This is a genomic window from Streptomyces alkaliphilus (assembly GCF_014141535.1).
GTDB lineage: Bacteria > Actinomycetota > Actinomycetes > Streptomycetales > Streptomycetaceae > Streptomyces > Streptomyces alkaliphilus.
In genome coordinates, this window is sequence record NZ_VKHT01000813.1 from 1 (window position 1) to 2324 (window position 2324).

1 protein-coding gene and 1 pseudogene are annotated in these 2324 nt (G+C 71.4%); both read right to left on the bottom strand.

The window, feature by feature from the left end:
• Positions 1-299 (bottom strand): annotated as a pseudogene (locus FNQ90_RS20045) (serine/threonine protein phosphatase); the annotation flags it as partial.
• A 447-nt stretch (positions 300-746) separates the two neighbouring features.
• Complete coding sequence (locus tag FNQ90_RS20050; protein ID WP_323380090.1) at positions 747-2183, bottom strand: glutamate decarboxylase; 1437 nt, start codon at positions 2181-2183, stop codon at positions 747-749.
• Positions 2184-2324 lie beyond the last annotated feature (141 nt).

Sequence of the window (2324 nt, forward strand, 5' to 3'; positions counted from 1 at the left end):
GCCTCGTAGAGGCGCTCGTCCAGGGGGCCGGCGGCGACCGGCGGCGGTACGGGGGCACCGTTCCCCTTCTGCCGGGGCAGGGTGCCCCGGTGGTGGGCGGCCGATAGCCAGTCCGGCACCACGTCGATCAGTCGGGCACCCGGCCGGACGCCGGGGAACAACGCGCCGGCCGCGTGGTTCGCCCGACGCACCGCGCCGCCGGCGTCCACCACCAGAACGGGGTAGGGCGCCGCCTCCCACACCGCACCGGTTTCCTCGGTGCCGCGGGGGCGGTCGGAAGCTTTGGCGGAAATCTCCACGGTCCGGAACCCCCAGCGTGGATTCCTTCACCTCTCAACACTGGATACAACAGTTTCCCGGGGGCAACGATCGCGCACATACCCCCATGAATGCAATCTTTCCCGTCGACCTCCACTGTCCGTGACGCCCGGGGAACGGTGGGATGACACCGGGACCAACGACCTCCCACCCGGGGGGCGGAGTCCCCATTGTCACCTCTTTTCCGGCCTCGGGAAGCGGCCGGGGAGGCACTCACCGTGGTCAACGAACGAATGTGCGGGCCTTGTTCCTCTCTCGTCCCCCTTCCACGGCCCGCGCCGTCACCGCTTCCGGTTCTCCCCCGACCCCTTCCGTTTTTCCCCTGCGGCCCGCGCGTGTCGGCCACCCGGGGCGGCCGATACGGCACTCCCCGGAACGCGGCGGGACGCGGCGGGACGCGGGGGGAGCGGACCCGGCAGCGGGCGGCCTCAGTGGTGGAAGCCCGTCGCCCGACGACGCTCGTCCGCGTCGTCGGCGGTTGCGGCACCGACGCCGCGCCGCAGCCGGGGCAGGGACCGGCCCAGGTCCTCCACCAGCATCGAGGCGAGATCGTCGCTGAAGCCGTTGCGGCAGACCACGCGCAGGACCGAGAGGTCCTCGCGGTGCGGCGGAAAGGTGTAGGCCGGGACGAGCCACCCGTGCTCCCGCAGGGCGCGGGAGACGTCGAAGACGTCGTAGGCCGTGACGTGCGGCGCGGTGGTGAAGGCCAGCACGGGCAGGTCCTCACCGCGCGTGAGCATCCGGAAATCGCCCAGGGCCTCGATGTCGCCGGCGAGCGAGCGCGCCACGTCACGGGTGGCCTGCTGGACGGCGCGGAAGCCCTCGTGTCCCAGGCGGACGAAGGTGTGGTACTGCGCGGCCACCTGGGCCCCCGGGCGGGAGAAGTTGAGGGCGAAGGTGGGCATCTCCCCGCCGAGGTAGTTCACCCGGAAGACCAGGTCGTCCGGCAGGTGGTCGGGGGATCGCCACAGCACCCATCCCACCCCCGGGTACACCAGACCGTACTTGTGACCGGATGTGTTGATCGACACCACCCGCTCCAACCGGAAGTCCCACACCAGATCGGGATCGAGGAAGGGGGCGATCATCGCCCCCGAGGCACCGTCCACGTGGACGGGGATGTCGAGGCCCGTGCGCTCCCGCAGGTCGTCCAGGGCCGCGCACAGGTCGGCGATGGGCTCGTAGGAGCCGTCGAAGGTGGAGCCCAGGATCCCGACCACCCCGATGGTATTCCCGTCGCACAGTTCCGTCGCGGCGGCGGGATCGATGTGGAAGCGATCACCCTCCATGGGGACGGTGCGTGCCTCGACCTCCCAGTAGGCGCAGAACTTCTCCCAGCACACCTGCACGTTGACGCCCATGACGAGGTTGGGCCGGGCCCGGGCGGGATACCGGTCGGCGTTGCGTTGCGCCCATCGCCGCTTGAGCGCCATACCGGCGAGCATGCACGCCTCGCTCGACCCGGTGGTGGAGCAGCCGATCGACGCGTCGGGGTCGGGGGCGTTCCACAGGTCGGCGAGGATCGCCACGCAACGGCGCTCCAGCTCGGCGGTGCGCGGGTACTCGTCCTTGTCGATCATGTTCTTGTCGGCGCATTCCGCCATCAGGGCGGTGGCCTCCGGTTCCATCCAGGTGGTGACGAAGGTCGCCAGGTTCAGCCGGGCGTTGCCGTCGAGCATGAGTTCGTCGCGCACCATGCGGTGCGCCGTCTGTGGGGGGACCGGCCCGGGGGCCAGTCGCCGGGTCGGCGGGGCGGAGAACATGTCGAGGGCCGGGTTGGCCAGTTCGTGAAAGGGATTCACGGCCCCGGTGTCCCGGGCCGGACGGCCCTCCGCCCCCTCGTCCCTCGCGCTGTGAACTGCCACGCCGTTCTCCTTCACCCGGGTCCGAAGCGGATCGACCACCGGGATCCGACCGTAGGACCGGTCCGCTCCGGCGGCACCCGGTGCGCGGCGAACGGGCGTCCCCGGCGGTGTCCGCCGGGGCCGCACATCCGTGCGCGGGCG